Source organism: Paenibacillus sp. TAB_01, assembly GCF_043945595.1.
Lineage (GTDB): Bacteria > Bacillota > Bacilli > Paenibacillales > NBRC-103111 > Paenibacillus_S.
In genome coordinates, this window is record NZ_JBIFNP010000001.1 from 3527396 (window position 1) to 3544716 (window position 17321).

14 protein-coding genes and 2 pseudogenes are annotated in these 17321 nt (G+C 54.1%); 4 read left to right on the forward strand and 12 right to left on the reverse strand.

The features are described 5' to 3' along the window. The first annotated feature begins 12 nt into the window (after nucleotides 1-12). Nucleotides 13-1080 (forward strand): hypothetical protein, encoded by a 1068-nt coding sequence (locus tag ACHHV8_RS17000; protein ID WP_395159897.1) that lies wholly within the window; start codon nucleotides 13-15, stop codon nucleotides 1078-1080. Nucleotides 1081-1186: 106 nt separating this feature from the next. On the opposite strand, the gene ACHHV8_RS17005 is transcribed toward ACHHV8_RS17000, so the two are convergent. From ACHHV8_RS17005 to ACHHV8_RS17060, 12 genes and pseudogenes are all read right to left on the reverse strand, one after another. Further along, nucleotides 1187-1663, reverse strand: a complete 477-nt coding sequence (locus tag ACHHV8_RS17005) for a hypothetical protein (RefSeq protein ID WP_395159899.1) — start codon at nucleotides 1661-1663, stop codon at nucleotides 1187-1189. Nucleotides 1664-2227: 564 nt separating this feature from the next. Continuing rightward, nucleotides 2228-5426, reverse strand: a pseudogene (locus tag ACHHV8_RS17010) (bifunctional cytochrome P450/NADPH--P450 reductase). A gap of 102 nt (nucleotides 5427-5528) precedes the next feature. Continuing rightward, on the reverse strand, nucleotides 5529-6098 hold the full coding sequence (locus ACHHV8_RS17015; RefSeq protein WP_395159901.1) for a TetR/AcrR family transcriptional regulator: 570 nt from the start codon (nucleotides 6096-6098) through the stop codon (nucleotides 5529-5531). Nucleotides 6099-6242: 144 nt separating this feature from the next. After that, the gene (locus tag ACHHV8_RS17020; protein WP_395159903.1) at nucleotides 6243-7331 is read right to left on the reverse strand and encodes a GGDEF domain-containing protein; all 1089 of its coding nucleotides are present in this window, start codon (nucleotides 7329-7331) and stop codon (nucleotides 6243-6245) included. After that, complete coding sequence (locus tag ACHHV8_RS17025; RefSeq protein WP_395159905.1) at nucleotides 7297-7566, reverse strand: hypothetical protein; 270 nt, start codon at nucleotides 7564-7566, stop codon at nucleotides 7297-7299. Before ACHHV8_RS17025 ends, ACHHV8_RS17020 begins: the two co-directional genes overlap by 35 nt. A gap of 38 nt (nucleotides 7567-7604) precedes the next feature. Continuing rightward, the gene (locus tag ACHHV8_RS17030; protein WP_395159907.1) at nucleotides 7605-8033 is read right to left on the reverse strand and encodes a MerR family transcriptional regulator; all 429 of its coding nucleotides are present in this window, start codon (nucleotides 8031-8033) and stop codon (nucleotides 7605-7607) included. A 26-nt stretch (nucleotides 8034-8059) separates the two neighbouring features. Next, nucleotides 8060-8632, reverse strand: coding sequence for a TetR/AcrR family transcriptional regulator (locus ACHHV8_RS17035; RefSeq protein WP_395159909.1), 573 nt, complete (start codon nucleotides 8630-8632; stop codon nucleotides 8060-8062). A gap of 167 nt (nucleotides 8633-8799) precedes the next feature. Then, nucleotides 8800-10527, reverse strand: a complete 1728-nt coding sequence (locus tag ACHHV8_RS17040; RefSeq protein WP_395159911.1) for an AAA family ATPase — start codon at nucleotides 10525-10527, stop codon at nucleotides 8800-8802. A gap of 162 nt (nucleotides 10528-10689) precedes the next feature. Next, nucleotides 10690-11406, reverse strand: coding sequence for an alpha/beta hydrolase family protein (locus tag ACHHV8_RS17045; RefSeq protein ID WP_395159913.1), 717 nt, complete (start codon nucleotides 11404-11406; stop codon nucleotides 10690-10692). 106 nt (nucleotides 11407-11512) lie between these two features. Beyond that, a complete protein-coding gene (locus tag ACHHV8_RS17050) occupies nucleotides 11513-12385 on the reverse strand; it encodes a response regulator transcription factor (RefSeq protein ID WP_395159915.1) in 873 nt (290 codons plus the stop codon). A gap of 426 nt (nucleotides 12386-12811) precedes the next feature. Next, entirely contained in the window at nucleotides 12812-13282 is a 471-nt protein-coding gene (locus ACHHV8_RS17055; protein WP_395159917.1) for a low molecular weight protein-tyrosine-phosphatase, read from the reverse strand. 76 nt (nucleotides 13283-13358) lie between these two features. Beyond that, the gene (locus ACHHV8_RS17060) at nucleotides 13359-14903 is read right to left on the reverse strand and encodes an NAD(P)H-hydrate dehydratase (protein ID WP_395159919.1); all 1545 of its coding nucleotides are present in this window, start codon (nucleotides 14901-14903) and stop codon (nucleotides 13359-13361) included. A gap of 507 nt (nucleotides 14904-15410) precedes the next feature. On the opposite strand from ACHHV8_RS17060, the gene ACHHV8_RS17065 reads away from it, so the two are divergent. The 3 genes and pseudogenes from ACHHV8_RS17065 to ACHHV8_RS17075 all read left to right on the forward strand — a co-directional run bounded on the left by ACHHV8_RS17065 (nucleotide 15411) and on the right by ACHHV8_RS17075 (nucleotide 17131). After that, nucleotides 15411-15797, forward strand: a complete 387-nt coding sequence (locus ACHHV8_RS17065) for a DoxX family protein (protein ID WP_395159921.1) — start codon at nucleotides 15411-15413, stop codon at nucleotides 15795-15797. Between the two features lie 132 nt (nucleotides 15798-15929). After that, nucleotides 15930-16569: pseudogene (locus ACHHV8_RS17070) on the forward strand (bifunctional transcriptional activator/DNA repair enzyme AdaA). 1 nt (nucleotide 16570) lies between these two features. Then, nucleotides 16571-17131: a methylated-DNA--[protein]-cysteine S-methyltransferase gene (locus ACHHV8_RS17075; RefSeq protein WP_395159923.1), complete on the forward strand. Its 561-nt coding sequence runs from the start codon at nucleotides 16571-16573 to the stop codon at nucleotides 17129-17131. The last annotated feature ends 190 nt before the right edge of the window (nucleotides 17132-17321 follow it).

Below are 17321 nucleotides of genomic sequence, written 5' to 3' on the forward strand. Positions count from 1 at the left end.
GGAGGAATGAATTTGAAGAACGATCAGCCGGAAGCTCCGATACAAGTCGGATACGCACGCTCCGCCGCAGCGGCATGGGTGCAGGAAACAGCCAGCCGGGAGAAAGGATTCCTGGGCGCCTATTTCAGCGGCTCCACGGTCGGCAAGCCGGATTACGCATACATGTCCCCCTCATCGGATATCGATGTGGTCGTCGTAACCTCACAAGCCGCTCCTCCGATGAAGCTGGGGAAATTCGTTTACCGTGGCGTTTTGATCGAGGTTACACCGTTGTCCTGGAACGATCTGCAATCGCCTGAGCATGTATTGTCCTCCTACCATCTTGCCGGCAGCTTTCGTATAGATTCGATTATTGCAGACCCCGGAGGACAGCTCGGCCAGCTGCAGCGGGCCGTGTCCCAACAATTCGCCCGCCGCGAGTGGGTGCGCCGCCGGTGTGAAAACGTCCGCCAAAAAATTGAACAGGGTCTCAGCTCCATCGATACTTCCGCGCCCTTTCACGATCAAGTAACGTCATGGTTGTTCCCGACCGGGGTCATGACACACATTCTGCTCGTGGCTGCTCTGCGCAATCCGACGGTACGGCTCCGTTATGCCGCTGTCCGTGAGGTGCTTCAGCAGTACGGCCTCGACGGTTTCTACACTGAGCTGCTGGAGCTGCAGGGCAGCGCGCGCCTCACGCCGGAACGCGTCGCACTGCATACCGACAAGCTGGAAGAAACGTTCGACGCCGCGGCAGCCGTTGCGCGAACTCCCTTCTTCTTTAGCTCCGACATCTCCGCCGCTTCGCGCCCGATTGCCATCGAGGGGAGCAGCGAGCTGATCCGCTCCGGGCTGCACCGCGAAGCGGTGTTCTGGATCATTGCCACCTTTGCGCGCTGCCATAAAATCCTTGCGGCGGACGCCCCGCAAAGCTTGCAGCAGTCGCTTGCGCCCGCTTTTGAAGCCGCCGTGGCCGATCTCGGTATCGCTTCCACAAGCGATTTGCTTCGCCGCGCCGAAGAAGCGCGGGCTTTTCTGCCCAAGCTCTGGGAAACGACAGAGGTGCTTCTGTCCTCCAATCCTGACATTATAGACTAGAGTTGGAGTTTGGAATGCAGCCGCAAAGAGTCATCTTTGCACCGGTTAACGAAAATAAGCCTTCCATCGCCAATAAGGATGGAAGGCTTGATCGTTGTCGAGGCAATTAGTTTCTCTCTTCCCACTTGTGCAGGAGAAACGTGATGATATCCTCCTTGGTTTCTTCGGCCAGGCCGTTCCGCAGGGCGGTAATAAATTCGATAAAAAGCAAGGATATCAGCTCATCCAGCTCCAGATCGATGGGCGCATGATTCCACTGTACATCGTCAAAAAACACCTCGACCCTATTCATCTCGCTCACATGAATGGGAATGGAAATAGCCAGCTGCCCGCGCTCATCCCTGGTGCCGTTTTTGGCATGAAGCTTCCATTGGAAGCCGGCAGGTTTGATGATGGAGGGGCCTCGTTTATCAAAGGAATCGGCCGTTTGGTCGAGAACCGATCCGTAGCTTTCGATCAAATTGACCAAATAATCGTAGAGATCCTCACCGTGCCGGATTTTCTCGATAAAGTTATCGAACAGCACTTTTATTAGAAATACCTTATTTAAGCTGTTCAGCTCTTCTTTGGTAATATATTTCACATCGTCGATAAACACATCGGCACGTTTGAAATATTCGCGGGGTGCGCGGATTTGAACGGTTTGATACGCTCCCGATGTTCTTTTGCCGAACAGGCCGGTTCATTTTTTAAACGTAAGCATGGCGGGCTCCCCCCCTCTGAGCTTCTTACTCTACTATTATTATTCCGAATCTAGCAAAAGTATGACAGTAGATTTGTATTTTATAAAGGCTGTCCGTGCAGGCTCGAATAACAAGTGCATGTGTGATGCCTGCGTTTGTGCGTCGGAGGGAATGGGTGTAGGGTTACAGTCGCTGTTAAAGTCGTGTGATCCTGAATTTTTTATATAAAGCGGATATCACACGACTTTAAAGGCGACCGCTTCGCTCTTCCACCCCACACCCATTCCCTCACGGATCGGCGGTGTGCTTTGTTCTACCTCTTTCATTCGGTGAAGCTCGACAGTGCGTTACATCCAGACGGCTTTGTGCTTTTCTTATCCATGAATACCCGCATCGCCCGGTTATATTTTCAAAAAAAGAGCAATTCCTTTGTCAGCTAAAGGAATTGCTCTTCAATATAGGTTTTACGCTCCGGACCATACATCTTTAGCGTACCTGCCCTCGGCTTCCAGCTTGGCGAGCCATGCGGCGGCTTCTTGCTCGGCAACGCCGTGCTTCTCGCGGTACATCTGGACAAGCGTCTGCTCTGCCTCGGGAGCCATACGGCTTCCGTCACCGCATACATACAGCTTGCCTCCCCGCTCCAGCACGTTCAGCACTTCGCCGGCATGCTGTCTCAGCAGATGCTGAACGTACGTCTTCGGAGTTCCGTCCTTCCTCGAGTACGCCACGTGCAGCCGCACCAGCCCTTCCCGCTCGAACTGTTCCATTTCCTCGCGGTACAGGTAATCCGATTCATCGCGGCACCCATAGAACAGATGCGCTTCACCCAATACCCGTCCCTCCCGCTTCATAGCGCTTCTTGCCTGAAGGAAGCCGCGGAACGGCGCGACTCCCGTGCCCGGACCGATCATAATGATCGGCGTCTCCGGGTTGTCAGGCAGCTGGAAGCCGGAATCGGAAGCCGACACGAAAGCGGGGACCGCCTCTCCCTCGCGGCAGCCGGCCAAATAATTCGAGGCCACGCCGAGATATTCGCCGCGGCCGCTGTGGGCAGGACTGCGCACTACGTCGACGGTGATGCTGGCCGTTCCGGCCTGCGCCTTAGGCGAGCTGGAAATGGAATAGTATCTCGGCTTAAGCGGCGGCAACAACTCGATAAACCGCGGGAACGGCAGCTCGCAGGCCGGATACCGCTCCAGCAGGTCCAGCATGGTCAGGCGTACGGCCAGCACTTTCTCTGCATACACTTCCTCCTGAAGGAGCGCTTCAAGCTCCTTCTGATGCGGAGGACACACGGTGTGTGCCGCCAGCTCGCGAAGCTGTGCCCGTGTGGCCGCTTCCTGCAGCTCAACGCTGCCGCCGAGCAGCTCCTGCACGCTGACCGGGCGCTCAAGCGGCAGATGAGTCGCGCTGCTTCCCGAGCCGCTCAGGATAAGCTGGTCCAGTGCCGTGAAGGCCGTATCGCCGGAGGACACGGTCCACAAGCGCAGGAGCGTTCAAAGGAAGCACGCCGAGGTGATCCCCTTCCTTATAGGTCACGCCTTCCGGGAGAGCCAGCTCCAGGTGCCGCGTGCTGCGTCCGCTTCCCTGTGTCTGAAGCTCCCGGTTTGCCGTAACAATCGCCGCGGCAGCCCCGTAGCTTTTAGCCAAAGGAGTGAGGGTGTGCCCCTGCACGAATTTGACCTGCAGGGAGCCACCCTCCTGCTTCGGCTGCGCCGGGCTTTTCAGATGAAGGGCACTCATCAAATCGGGCCACAGCCTTAGCTGCCAGTCCTCGACTTGTTTTTCAAAGTCGCCGCTGGCATCCGCTTCGCCCCGGGCGGTAATACGCGCTGCGCCATACGCCGACAGCTGTTCGTCGATCAGCCGCGGAATATATTGATAGGTGCTGGCCCAATTTCGATCCCCGCAGCCGAACACCGCGTACTGGACACCGCTCAGCTCCTCAGGCTGAAGCTGGCCGAGCCGCTGTACGAAAGTGCGGGCATTGCTCGGCGGCTTCCCGTTATACGATGCCGAAACAATAAGCACGGGGCCTTCTTTCGGCAAACTGCCTGCATGGTCATCCAGCGGCGCCACCCGGCTTTGAAAGCCATGCGTCCGTGCGGTTTCCGCCAGCTCCCGCGCGATCCCTTCTGCGGTACCCATGTTGGAACCGTAAAGCACGAGCAGCGGGGTGCGATGGTCTTCCAGCGGAGCTTTTGCTTCCATTTCCTTGGATTTATCCGCCTCCTCAGCAACGGTCACGGCCGCATTCGCGCTCGAGCTCGCATTCGCCGGCACGAAATTAAAGGCCGTCCGGCTGCCGCGCGGCCGCACTTGAATCTTGAAGCCATCCGGCTTCAGCGTCAACGATTCCTTCACTTTTAGCTCATAGCCCGCATGATCGATCAGCTCGAAATGCTTCAATACCATTCCCAGCACAAGGGTAGCTTCCTGCAGTGCAAATTGCTGTCCGATACAAGCCCGCTGGCCGTTGCCAAACGGTTTGAACGCATGGTAAGGAATAGCTGACGGGTCCTCGAACCGCTCGGGAAGAAACGACTCCGCATCCTCTCCCCACACGGCTGGATCGCGGTGAAGCTGAGGGATCAGCACATTTACGCTTTCCCCCTTCTGCATAGGGTACTTACCGGCCAGCACCGTATCCTCCTTGGCATACAGGGAAAATGCCGGGGCGGTGGGCCACAAACGAAGCGCCTCGTTCAGCACCATCTGGATATATTTCAGCTCGCGAACCTGCCGGTAGCTCGGCACCGGGTCCGTCAGCACACGGTCTACTTCCTCGTAAGCCTTGCGCAGCTTATCGGGATTTTTCATCAGGAAGTACAGGGCAAACGAGAGCAGACCGCTGGTTGTCTCATGACCTGCAATCAGGAAGGTAATGATCTGATAGCGGATGTTCTCGTCATCCAGCGCTTCACCCGTTTCGGGGTCCTTCCCGCTCAGCATATGGGCCAGCAGATCGTCGCCGCCCAGCTGCCCGTGACTTTTCCGCTCGGCGATAATTTTATCTACAAGACTGAACATCGTCTCAATGTCGCGTTGAAACTGCCGTTTCGTTCGGATCATCAGCTTGTCTTGGATACCGAGCCGCTGCAGCTGGCTCATCGCTTCGCCCAAAGCCCGCACCATGCTGGTGATGAACGGATGCGGCTCCTCGCGGTAAAAGCTGTTAAAACGGTAATTAAAGCCGCACAAACCGATCGTATCCAGCGTTAGCCGGGTCATATCCTCCGGAACGTCGACATGGTCGTCCGGATTCAAACGGGCCCACTTCTGGACCAGCTGTACAGCGATATCGACCATCATGTCATGGTAGCCCCGCATCGCGGTTTGACTGAAGCTCGGCAGCAAAATGTGATGAGCCTTACGCCAGTTCGGCTCCTCCGTCCAGCTCGTGAACAGGCCGTCACCGGCAAAAGCACGCACCTTTTGCAGCGGTGCCCACACTTTTTTGTCAAACCGCTGCTCATCGCAGGCGTCGGATACCAGCTCGTAGCTGGAAATAATCAGATCGGATCTTCCCGGCAGATCCATACGGTAGATTGGCCCGTGCTCCTGCGCCAGCTTGACCAGCGATTGCACCGGTCTTTCAAGATCCAGTAAGGGCAAATTCCCGAGCGGCCCGAATGTTTTAGGTTGCGGGATGGTTTCCATAAATGATCGCCTCCGGAGATTAGTTTATGTTGGAATGACCTTGGTTTATAACACCAGGAATGAATATTCATTCCGTTTAAGACAAGCAATAAGCTATTCGTATCAATGAACACGAATAGCATTCCAGCAGCAGGCCTCGGCCTGATTCAACAGCTCTGAAGAATTCTCCACAATCCCTTTCTTCATAAACATCAACAGTCTCACCAGCGCGCCGTACACAATGGCGATCAGTGCGTCCGAGGGCAGGGAACAGATAACTCCCTGACGTTTCCCTTCATCAAGAATGCCGCGGATAAAGCCGAGGAAATGCTCGAATTTATCCCTGCTCGCCTGATCCAGAAACGGTGCGTTGGCATGTGAGTCGATAAAAGCCAAAGCCCGGTCATGATGGTTGGCAAACTCGACAACCTGGGAGACGATATGTCTGAATTGTTCGCGGATCGGAACGTCAGCCAGAGGCTGATTCGTCAATAATTGATTGGAAAGCTGCTCCATCACCTCCTGGAACAAGGAGTTGACCAGCACTTCTTTATTCTCAAAATAGCGGTAGATCGTGCCCGCTCCTACCTTCGCTTTCTCCGCAATCGTCGGTACGGTCGTCCCGTCGAAGCCGCGCTCGGCGAATAATTCCAAAGCGGCCTTCATAATATCGTCCCGCTTATTAGTGGACAATGACTGCAGCCTCCTTCCATTCCTCATGCGGAATGAAAATTCATTCACTTTTAATTACACTATATTCCTCCTGTTTCACCATGTCAAGCGGAACGGCCAAGGCCCTCATTCCTGCCGTCATTTTTTAGGAGAGGGCCTGCCGGTTTAACCGAATTGGTTGGAGCATACCAGGTTGCGTCCGTTCATTTTAGCTTGATACAAGGCCTTGTCCGCTTCCTCAATAATATTCTCTTTCGTATCCGGGTAGGTCGCGACCCCGACGGAAACGGTCATTTGCAGCGGCTGGCCGCCATTCAGGACGAATGTATGCTGCTGGACGGAGCTTCTTATTCTTTCTCCGATGATTATAGCGTGCTTGTGAGGGCAGTCGTACAGCAGAACGGAGAATTCCTCACCCCCATTGCGCGACACGATATCAAAAGACCGGGCGGCATCCTTTAGCAGCCTGCCCAGCTGCTTCAACACCGTATCCCCGTTGGGATGGCCGTATGTATCGTTGACCTTTTTGAAATGATCGATATCGATCAGCAGCAGCGACAAAGCTTCGTTCTTCTCTCTCGCCTTCTGCATGGAAGCGTTGAAGGTCGTATCGAAGGTCCGGTGATTATTGAGCTCCGTCAGGAAATCAAAGGTGGCTGCTTGTTCCATCCATTGAAGCTGCGTCTTCGCTTTGACAAGAAAATGCATCAATTGGGCGGCAAAGATCCCTCCCAGGCTCATCATAATTATGTATAAAAGTGCAGGGTGTGCCGCTTGCCTATAACCAAGATTGAAATAAAAAACAAAAATCGTTAACAAATTGCAGATCACGATCGAATAGGTCCATTTCTTCCAATAAGACAACGAAGACCTGCATATGAAACCGGAGGCTGCCGCTATGCCAAGGATGATAAACGCCGCTGCGATCGAGGTCTGATTAATGCCTCCAAAAGCAAATAACCGCACGAAAAAAAGAATCAGTCCCGTAACCAGCGAGGAAAGCAGGCCCCCGAATAGGGCCGAAATGACAAGCGCCAGCTGCCGAAAATCCAGGATGGTTCCGTTAAATTCAACGGTAAAAACCATAAGGACGATCCCGAGCACGCCATTTGTCAGTCCGATATGAAGCTTTGTCATAAGGGATAAGGAGGCGTCCAGGTTCCATTTTTTATAAATTACTTGATTTGCCAAAAATAAATAGGCCGTAACAATGGCGAAGTTAGCGATTAAATCCTGCAGTGTTCTCAATACCATCTAATTCCCCTCCTTTCACTGAAGCATAGCAAATGTTTGTTAGGAAATCATAAGAAAAATGTTTGCGTATTCCCATCGCCAGCCATGCAAAAAGCCGCGCTTGGCGCGGCTTGAGCCTGTCGCTGATGCTGCGGAACCTTCGGGCAGCCCCTTTGCGGGCATGAGCTTCTCGCTCGAGTTCTCCTCCGTACAATAAGGAAGGAACGCTTTCGAATGGTTTGGAAAGCTGCTCCATCGCCTCCTGGAACAAGGAGTTCACCAGTACGCTCCCGCTTAGTTTTCCCTGTCCTTTCGCATCCCGGACGTCTCCAGGAGCTTAAAATCAGTGCTTTCTCCGTTATCCGCCGCCATTCTGGCCATATATACGGATAATTTGTAGTCCACTACTTCCATCGCCCGGTTCAGCTCGTGCTGTCTCTTTTGCAGGTCTAGCTTGTATTGTTCGAGAATCGCCTTTCGTTGGGGCAGAGTTGCGTCTCCCTTCATGGCAAGATGGACCATTTGTTTCAGAGAGGCTACGGTCATCCCCGTCGTCCGAAAGCACGTCATCAGAGCAATCCAATCCAGATCGCTGTCCTCAAAGATGCGGTTTCCGTGCCGGTCTCTTTGAATTGAAGGAAGCAGCCCTTCTTTTTCATAAAATCGTATCGTATGGGAAGGGAGCTGGAGCTTCTCCGAAGCTTCCTTGATAGAATAATTCAACCACCGCACCCGCCTTTGCAAAAAGATTATACCCGGATAGCATCCCAGCTCATTTGAATAATATGATCCAAATGCTCCCCTGTCGCATCAAACTGACCCTTAAAATGCGCCTTCGCCAGCTGGGTTACAGGAAGATAACAATATGTCAGCAGAAAGGTCGTTTCCATCGGCTTCAAATCGCCTGCCTGCTTTCTTTTCTCAACGATATCGTATAAGGAGGCGAACATGAAGGAGGTATCCTCCAAGCACAGCTTATCCATTAAGGGAGAAGTGGCAAACTGCTCCAGGAACAAAAAGTAATCCTTATTCTCCAGAATAAACTGCATGCTGTTTCTCATGAATTGTTCGCACAGCTGCCGGGTCGACATGGTATCGTCAAGCTTATGGATCATTTGTCTGCTCAGTTTTTCTTTGACCCTTACGTACAGCTTGGCCAGCATGTCCTCCTTGTTCTCAAAATAGACGTAAATGGTTGCCGATGAAACGTTCGCTCGTTTCGCAATCTTCGACATCGAAATTTCGGAAAAGCCTATCTCATTCAGCAGCTGAATGGTGGCTTCAAATATGGCTTCGCTCTTATTTTCATCCTTGTGTCTCATGAGCACATGATAAATGATCGTTTATTTAATGTCAAACAATGCTCCATCTTCCCCGGCGTCTTTTTCACCTGTCTGCCTAAGGGATGCCTGCCGCATGCCGGCTGACCTCTTTGTCTTTCAGCCTGATTCCTACGGACACGCCGCTTGGCGATTATACGGCGTCCTCTCTATTCTTCAGAGCTGTCTTCTTCGGTCTCGTTTATTTCCTGAGCCGGGGCGGCTTGCGCATACGAATCATGAAATACTCCCGCCCTTACCTCCGGCGGCTGCGGGCGCGTATGGCCGTACAGCCGGACATAGATTTCCTCAATCTCTTCACCGGACAGATCGCCCCGCAGCAACAGCTCCTCGGCAATGGCATGAACGAAGTCCGCGTGCTCGTTGACGAGCTTTTTGACCTGAATCATTTGATCCTTCAGCAGTTCATTGATTTTGGGCCGGAGCATTTTCAGCGCATCGGCGGGCGATCCTATCGCGAGCCAGCTGAACAGCTCATCTCCCATGCCGACCATTCCCAGGTAAGCGCCTGCCAGCTGGGTGGCCTGCTGCAGATCCGAGGTCACGCCGTTCAGCTTTTTCTTAAGGAACTCCTCTTCCACCGCTCTTGCCGCAAGACAAACTTGAATCTCGCCAAGGATCTCGCTGTCGCTCCGATTATACCGCTCCTCCGTCGGCTTGGTCGCTGCAAGTCCCAGCGCGCCGCCCCTGCGGATAATCGTCACCTTCCATACCCGTTCATGAGGCTTGAGCAAATATTGCGCGACCGCATGGCCCGCTTCGTGGTATGCCACATTGCGCTTTTCGTCCTGACTCATCGAGCGGAGCGGCTGCTTTAAGCCCCATTCATACGTTTCCATCGCAGCGCGGAAATCCTCATAGCTCGCAACCGCAGCATCCCGCTGATGGGCGATAACGACCGATTCGTTCACGATATGCTTGATCTGCGCCGGGCTGTAGCCGATCGTATCGAGCGCCGCCTTCTCCGGCGTTAACGAGGCGTCCCGCTTCACCTTCTCCAAATAATACTGGAACACATCGACACGCCCGTCGTAATCGGGAACGTCAACCCAGAGCTGGCGGTCGAAGCGGCCCGGTCTTAACAGCGCGGGGTCGAGCACATCCGGCAGGTTCGTTGCCGCAATTGTCAGCACGGCCGGTCGCTCCGCCTTTTTGCGGCGCAGGCCGATGGAACGGAGCAGCTTGCCGATCCAGGAATTGTCCAGGTTCGGCGGATCCATCTGCAGGAGCAGCTCGTTGAGCAGGCCGGCTCCTCCCATGTTGAGCATACCTCCGCCTCCGCCGCCCGCCTGCCGCTTCATGCCTATCGCATCCACTTCATCGATAAAAATAATGCAGGCGCCATATAACTTGGCCAGCTTTCGAGCTTTCTTGTACAACCCCATCACCTTCAGGTTGCCTACGCCGAAGAACATATTTTGGAAGCTGGGTGCAGAAGCATAGGCAAAGGGAACCCGGGCTTCGTTGGCGATAACCTGCGCAAGATACGACTTGCCGGTGCCCGGCGGTCCACAGAGCAGAAAACCGCGGATAGCTTCGCCGCCCATTTCCTTAAATTCCTTAACGCCCTTCAATAGAGTAACAATCCGCTTGGCATTGTCGACGATCTCCGGATTTCCCCGGTAGTCCTCCCAAGTGGCGCCCGTCTCGCCGGGAAGAATCCAGTAAGTGCGTCCGCGGGCTAGGAACCAGAACAGGGCTACGAACTGGATAATAATGAACAGTACCGCAAATAACAATTGAAATAATAGCTCGCCAATTCCCAACGCGATCATCCAGGCATTGGGGCCTCCTGCCCACAACAGCACGCCGGTTAAGACGAGAGCTGCAAGCCAGAGGAGGAATCTGCGCCACTTGATCCAGCGGTATCTCCTCATGGACTCACTTCCTTAGTTCATAATGGGAAAGCATAATTCGGCTTATTTAATTATGGAGAAATAAACCATGTCAATCATTTTTTGACTGTATTTTTTAATAAATATTCTTCTTACCGTTCAAACATTCATTCCTGTATATAAATGAAGAATCGCCCGAATGCTTCAAGAAAAAGGGCTTCCGGACAGCTTCCGTCCCAGCCAGCATAACAGCGGGCGAAGCGTCAATTCAAGGTTGGATTCCCCCTTCTCATTCATATAGGGAGCATAAGAGCGAAAATAATCCGGGTGCCCTCCCATGAGATGGAGATCGATGGCAAGCCCGGGCTTCCACGCATCCTTTTTCCAAAGCGGCACTTGTCTCTTCCAACGTACCCAGCCGCTCCAGCTGCCGAGCCGGACTACCGGGTCCCTCCGTCCGCTATGCCTTTCCAATGCCGCCAAAAACAGCACCGAATCTTTAAGCTCGTACCGGATCGGACATTTGGGCGAACCGATCTGGACGACAAGCGGCAGCGCATAGCCCGCCTCGGCCAGCTGCCCCGCCAATTGCACGGCCGTCACGCCGCCGCCGCTATGACCCGCAAGTATAATCGTGTAACCGGCCTCCGCCGCGCGGAAAACGTGCTCCTTGATTAACCGCGCACCTGCCGATTTCCACAGCCGCTCATGGATATCGGTAATATCCCGAACGATTTCCAGCATCTGCGGCAGCAGCCTGCGGTGCCAGTCCCCGTACGGATACAGGGACGCCTGCGCTACCTCGAAGCCCTGACTTCGCAGCCGGGCCCCGAGCGCTTCCCGGAACGAGTCCATAAAGCCCGGAGCCGTGGCGACGCCGGCCAGAGTAAACAAGGCGATCCTGGTGCCAATGAATTTCAAATCGAAGCCGGCCTCCTTCTCTAAAACGTCAGTCGTCACAGCAGCTCTATGCTCGGATGACCTGACAGCTCTTCCTTCCCATCATAAAGTGTAGCGCTTATTAAAATCAACAGATGCATGCCTGTCGGCAAAAGCTTGGGAGCTTAAGCCGACTCCCCTCCCATTTCCTCCGACCTGTGCCTTGGTCAAACTTCGGCTCCGCAAGCAAAAAATGCCCGATGCTGCAAATGCATCGAGCTTGAAGATCATGACCGGCAGGGCGCTGTAGACCGTGGACATCGGGAACCGCTAAATGGTCAGCCAATGTAGCGCGGATCGTAAAACTTGTACCCAAGTCCCCACACGGTCTTGATATATTTAGGATTTCTCGGTTCAGCTCAAGCTTTTTCCGGAGATTCATAATATGAACGTCAACCGAACGCGTGCTGATGAAAGAACCGCTGCCCTGAATGAAATCGATGATGTGATCCCGGCTGAACACCTGGTTCGGATGGCTTTTAAACAGCTTCATAATTTCAAATTCCGTGTAGGTGGTCTCAATCATTTCATCCTCTACGTAAACCGCCCTGCTCTTCAAATCCATCCGGATCGATGTAGGAACGGGGGTAATCATCCTATCTTTTTTATATCGGCGGAGAACAACCCAGATTCTCGCTTTCAGCTCCTTGTTGCTGACCGATTTCGTTATGTAATCTTCCGCTCCTTCGTACAATGCGCGAAGCTTCACGTCCATGCTCTCGTTAGCGGATAAAATAATGACCGGCACATTCCCGTTATGCAGAAGATTGCGGCTTGTGAGCGAGCCGGGCGTATCGTGCAAATAAATATCCATCAGAATGACATCCGGCTGAAAGCTCGGAATGCGATCCATCCCCTCTTGTGCGTTAGGCGCCATATTGACCGTAAATCCTTCTCGTTCCAGATAAAAATAAAGTAAATCATCAATCACATTCTTGCTCTCAACTAATAAGATCTTCATTCTCCTATCCGCCCGCTTTCTTAATATAGTATAGTATCGGTAAACTTCTTTCCGGCTGATCCAAGCTGTGGTCGAGCTTCGGGAGCAAGCGGGAGAAGCTGCGGTAAAAATGAGTTAAAAAAAACCGCGGACAGCTGCATCCACGGTTTTTAAATAACATTGAATCTCTACCCGTCCCAAAAGGCTTATACCCTGGTCAATCTGCGGATTCCTGTTCGAACGCTGACTAATTAAATCATTTGACTCATTAGCCGCATTCGGGCAGCCGGGATGAAACCACCGACTCCTATTCTACAAAAGAGCTACTGAACATTTTCTAAACATTTGTCGATAATTGGCAAGGAAAAATGAAAAAAGTGTGAAGAAAGCGAAAGAAAGTGTCGTTTATCGTCGTTTTTATTTTACAAACTAATCCTTTTATCCTATTTAAAGCTGTTCCTCATCCCGAATATAGGCGAGAAGTAGGTCACAAGCCTCATCGATCATTTCATATACTTCTTGAAAATTGCCCGTATAGTACGGGTCGGGTACGTCTTGGCCTAAACGGCCCGGCACCAGATCGAGCAGCTTTTTCATTTCGGCCCCATGTCCGGCAGGCGCCAGCACGGTCAAATTTCTTGCATTGCTCGCATCCATCGCGAGAATATATCGGTATTCGTGGAAATCGTTTTTTCGCACCTGCCGGGCCCGCAAGCCTGACGGATCGATGCCATATTGCTTTAAAATACGGCGCGTGCCTTCATGCGGCGGCTCTCCCGCATGCCAATCGCCGGTGGCGGCCGAGTCTATCTCTATTTGGCCGGCTAGTCCGGCCTCCTTTACTTTGTGCCTGAAAACCGCTTCGGCCATCGGCGACCGGCAAATATTGCCGAGGCAAACGAACAGCACTTTAATCATCTGCATTTCCTCCTGGCTGCTGAAGTTTATTGAAACAACTAGCTTTACTTTCTTTCTCTTCCGTTCGGCTGCTTACTTACAACTCGTCGATAATGTCGCCGGCAATCAGCGAAGCCGGCGATATGCGGCGCGCAGCCGCCCTGTCGCCGGCAGCCCCGTGCAGCCACACGCCGGAGGCCGCCGCCTGCTCGGCGGACAACCCTTGGGCAAGCAGGCTGCCGATGACCCCTGCGAGCACATCACCCGCTCCTGCAGTAGCCATCCCGGCGTTGCCGTTTCCGTTAACGTAAACGTTACCGGAAGGAGCGGCCACTACGGTGCGGGAGCCCTTGAGCACCAGGACAACCTGGTGCCGAAGGGCGTAGCTGCGCGCGGCGCCGATGCGGTCCCGCTGCACTTCGCGGATCGAGCTGCCGCAGAGCCGCGCCATCTCGCCCGGATGCGGAGTGAGCACCGGCGGACTGCTGCGGCGCCGCCATGAAGCAAAGTCGGACGCATCCGCGATTAGGTTCAGCGCGTCCGCATCCAGGAGCAGCGGAACCGATTCATCGGCAGCGTGCCACACCTCGCGAAGCCAGATGGAATCCCCTTCCCATCGGCCCAAGCCGGGCCTGATTACCAAGGCATCCTTGCCGGTGGCAAGCTTGGCTAATTCCTCCGGCCGGACACCGCCCCATCCGCCTGTGCCTTGATCCGGCAGGCCCGAGAGCATAGCCTCCGGGAAGCGGCCTATGAGTGGTTCAACGAGCCGTTCGGGCACGGCCCATGTCACCAGGCCGCAGCCGCCGCGCAGCGCAGCCCGCGCGCTTAACAGCCCCGCTCCGCTCATCGCGTGGCTTCCGGCAGCAACAAGGACATGGCCGTACGTGCCTTTATGCGAATCGGCAGGCCGTTCTCTTGACGGATCGACGCCCAGCCGAATACGTAAAGTCTCCTCATCCAACCTATACGTTTGAATGCCCTGCCGTTCGGCCAGCATAGCCGGAATGCCGATCGGCTTTACCACGACCGTCCCGGCGGCGTCGGCTCCCGGCGGCTGGACAAGCCCACGCTTGGCGAAAGCCAAAGCGGCGGTTCTGTCTGCACTAATGCAGGGCTCGTGCGTCTCGCCCGTGTCCGCATCCAGACCGCTCGGGATGTCGACAGCGAGAATCGGCAGCCCGCTCTCGTTCGCCTCGCGGATCAGCGCAGCGTATGCGCCTCGGGGCGCGCCACGGCTGCCGGTGCCAAGGAGCGCTTCGATGACTCCGTCGAAGCGCTCCCAGGCAATGGGGCTGCCGCTCGAATAGGCACCGCTTGGCAGCCCCAAGCGGGAGGCGATATCCCGCTGCACCGCCGCCTCCCCGGTGAACCCTGCAGGGTCGTCGGCATATAGCACGAATACGTCGCAGCCCGCCTCGGCCAAATGCCTTGCCGCCACGACCCCATCGGCTCCGTTGTTGCCTTTGCCTGCAAGAATAAGCCATCGTTTCCTTGGGGTCACGCTCTCCCTGCTCATGGCCATGGCCTCCTCGGCCACGGCTCGTCCTGCATTCTCCATTAGGACGAGGGCTGGAATGCCGATATCCCGGATCGCCGTTTGATCCAATCGGCGCATTTCCTCAGATGTCACAATATACATATTTAACCTCCCGACCGGTAGTAGAAGATCTAACTTGCTAACTTGATGGGCAGCTTGAAGCCGTACAGCCAGCGAAGCACAAGCAGTTCAGCGTATGGGCACAGCTTAACAGCATGGCACAATAGATGATCCATCTCTCCCATTTATTATATCGGTCCCCAAACCGAAAGACCACTTGTGAGGGAATGTCTCCCAGCTTTAGCGCCGGCAAAAAAACAGCCGTTCCCGCCCCGTACCGGGCAAGAAACGGCGTATTTTTAAACTGCGTGGGGGCTGTGCGGCTTCGCGGCATTCTTCCTGCTTAGTCAGCTATGGAGTTGTACAGCTTTACGTTTCATTTAAAACTTCTATTGAAGCGTTCTATTGTCCGCAGAACCTTGCAGGAGGTTGCACTTTACAAGCTGTTGAAAATGAATAGCAATCGAGAAGAAATTTTTTTCTCAGGCCGCATGATAAACTAAAGAAGCTTATAGAGCGATAAATGAATCAGACAGGAGCTGTATCTTTATGGACAACAAAAGAATCAAAACGATAGCCTACTGGGTCACGACAATTTTGGGACCGGCAAGCTTTGTTATCGGCGGCTTTCTGTTCACAACGCACGGCGTTCAGCAAGCGGAGCAGCTGAGCCATCTCGGCTACCCGCCCTACATGCTGACCGTGCTGGGCATCTGGAAGCTGCTCGGCGTGATCGCCATTGTCATCCCTCGTTTCCCCCGTTTAAAGGAATGGGCTTACGCCGGTTTTTTCTTCGACCTGACGGGAGCCGCCGCTTCTCACATTTTCTCCGGCGACGGACTGGCTGTCGCCGCACAGCCTCTCGTCTTTCTTGCTCTGGTCATCGCCTCATGGGCGCTGCGCCCGCCGGGCAGGAAGCTCGTTTCAGCCGGCTGAATGCATTTTTTCGTTTTTTCCTAGCCGTAGCAATATTGCGCTTCGTATAGTTTCGTAATCTTGCTCTTTTATTCTAAAATGAGTACATACGTTCACCTTCCGGGGTATACTGTTCATGGAGGTGAAGCCCCGATGAGGCAACAGCTGTTCCGCGAATCCGAGGATGTTGCCAGCACATCCGGCCGGTACAAGACGGCACCCGGCGCCAAAGAGCCGGATGACAGGCAGTGGCAAGCGATCGTAAGCAATGATACGTCTTCGGATGGAGTTTTCTTTTATGCCGTGAAATCGACGGGAATTTTTTGCCGGCCTTCCTGCAAATCCAAACCCCCGCGCAAAGAAAATACATGCGTGTTTGCAACGTCCGACGAGGCGCGGACCGGCAGGCTTCCGCCCCTGCAAGCGCTGCAGGCCCGGCGGGCAAAGGCTGCCGGACGACGAATGGATATCGGTGATTACGGAGTACATCGATAAGCATTATATGGAGCCTTTAACGCTCGAAAAGCTGGCTGGCATCGGCCATGGCAGCCCTTATCATTTGCACCGAACCTTTAAGCGAATCAAGGACGTAACGCCTGCCGACTATATCCAGCAGACCCGCATCGATGCCGCCAAAAGGAAGCTGGTAACAAGCGAGCTGCCGGTTTCCGAGGTTGGCCAAGCGGTCGGAATGCACAATCCTTCTTATTTCATTACATTATTCAAACGGAAAACGGGCTGCACACCTGCAGATTACCGCCGGCTCTATCAATCCACACATGGGGTGACTTAACATGAACCATCCAACGAAACCGCCGATCTATTGGACGCATATCGCCTTTGAGCAGTGGAGCTTCTATGCGGCAGCGACGGCCAAAGGGCTTTGCTTTGTAGGCTCGAACAATCACTCGATGGAGGAGTTGAGCAAATGGGCTCAAGCCCGGTTCCCGGGCAGCCCGCTGATGCAGGATGACGAGAAGCTTCTGCCCTATCGGGCGGAGCTGACCGAATACCTGCAGGGCTCACGCACGCTCTTCACGCATCTCTTCGATATGCAAGGAACGCCATTTCAGCTGGCGGTATGGCAGGAGCTTTGCCGTATTCCTTACGGGCAGACGATGACCTATTCGGAGATCGCGCAGCAAATCAGCAGGCCGTCAGCCGTTCGCGCCGTAGGCACGGCGATCGGTGCCAATCCCGTACTCATTACGGTTCCCTGCCATCGGGTCATCGGCAAGAACGGGGCGCTGACCGGCTACCGCGGCGGTATGGACATGAAAGCCCGGCTGCTGAAGCTGGAACAGGGCTGCTTGACTAAGGAAGGAAATCTCTCCTATGTCCAATCCGCTAACTGAGCGCCAGGCTGGGCAGGATTGGACCGCGTTGGAGCAATCGCTTGATGAGCACGGCTTTGCTAAGCTCCCTCCGCTTGCAGCAATTTTTATAAATGTTTTCAGCCTGTTCCTTTGTAATAGCATTGTCTTGCAAGCGTAGCTTAGCCCCTACCGCATTGACAGATAGGGGCGATTTGACACTTATTGCTTA